General features: G+C 54.8%; 2 protein-coding genes. One reads left to right on the top strand and one right to left on the bottom strand.

Annotation, left to right across the window (positions count from 1 at the left end):
• The coding region (locus AC07W0_RS30890) for a hypothetical protein (RefSeq protein ID WP_495029349.1) at nucleotides 1–209 on the bottom strand (209 nt) is incomplete at its 3' end.
• On the opposite strand from AC07W0_RS30890, the gene AC07W0_RS30885 reads away from it, so the two are divergent.
• Nucleotides 132–1,283: an ISL3 family transposase gene (locus tag AC07W0_RS30885; protein WP_448125582.1), complete on the top strand. Its 1,152-nt coding sequence runs from the start codon at nucleotides 132–134 to the stop codon at nucleotides 1,281–1,283. The two genes, AC07W0_RS30890 and AC07W0_RS30885, sit on opposite strands and share 78 nt — an antisense overlap.
• Nucleotides 1,284–1,289 lie beyond the last annotated feature (6 nt).

The raw sequence follows: 1,289 nt of genomic DNA, 5'->3' as shown, positions 1-1,289 counted from the left end.
GGAAACACAGAAACAAGAACGCCGATTTGATGGATGATGTTCGTGCGAGCAAACACATCTAAAAAACCGGCGTTCTTATGCGCAATATTAATACTTTCCTTCCTTTTTGGGAGGGCTTTTCTGTCGTTGCGATCAAACCTGACGGCGACGCCCTTCAAATCGACCTGATCCCCCAGGCCACGCGATTTCCCACCTGTGGTGGCTGCCAAAAGCTCTGTTCAACAACTCATGAGTACTGCGATCGAGTCGTGCGTGACTTGCCGATTCTCGGTCGCGCAGTCCGCCTCAACGTGCAGCTCAGGCGTGTTAGTTGCCGTGATTGTGGCAAGCGCATGGAGGTCGTCAGTTGGCTGGATCGCTATGCCCGCATGACGCGCCGGCTGGCAGAGGCCGTTATTCAAGCCTGCGAACGCCTTCCTACACTGCATGTTGCGCAAATGTTCGGGCTGCACTGGGACACCGTTCGGTTGCTGGAGCGGCGCGCTCTGCAAGCGGCGTTGAGTGCCTTACCCAAGGCCCAGCCACGGCGCCTGATAATGGACGAATTCGCGTTATTCAAAGGTCATCGCTACGCCAGCGTGGTGTTGGACGCTGATACTCGGCGAGTGCTTTGGATCGGCGAAGGCCGTAGCCGAGCGGCAGTCAGACCGTTTTTCGAAGAACTGGGGCCAGAAGGGTGCGCCCGAATTGAAGCGGTAGCGATGGACATGAACACGGCTTATGACCTGGAGGTTCGCCAACACTGCCCAAAAGCACGGGTGATTTATGACCTTTTCCATGTGGTCGCCAAATATGGCCGAGAAGTGATTGATCGTGTTCGCGTTGACGAGGCGAACCGATTGCGCCATGACAAGCCCGCTCGAAAGATCATAAAGCAAGCGCGATGGTTGCTATTGCGTAACCCGGAGAACCTGAAAAAGCCGGAACAGCAGGTTCATTTACAGGATCTGCTGGCCGCTAACCAATCGTTAATGACGGTCTACTTGATGAAGGCCGAGCTCAAAATGCTCTGGGCGCCGAGCGATGCCTGGGACTGGAGATCAGCCTGGAAGCAGTGGCTGCGTCACGCTCAAGAAAGCGAAATACCCGCACTGATCCAGTTCGCAAAGCGACTAAAGGGCTACTGGCGGGGCATCGTGAGCCGGGTACGCTGGCCAATGCACACTGGTCAGTTGGAAGGAATAAACAATCGAATAAAGGTCATCAAACGAATGGCGTACGGTTACCGGGACAGCGAATTCTTTTTCATGAAGATCAAGAGCGTCTTTCCCGGCAATCCGTGAAGAACC

The sequence above is a fragment of the Pseudomonas sp. GW704-F2 genome (assembly GCF_059423025.1).
The sequence above is the reverse complement of the archived record's forward strand: the minus strand, read 5'-3'. Positions and strand labels throughout refer to the sequence as shown.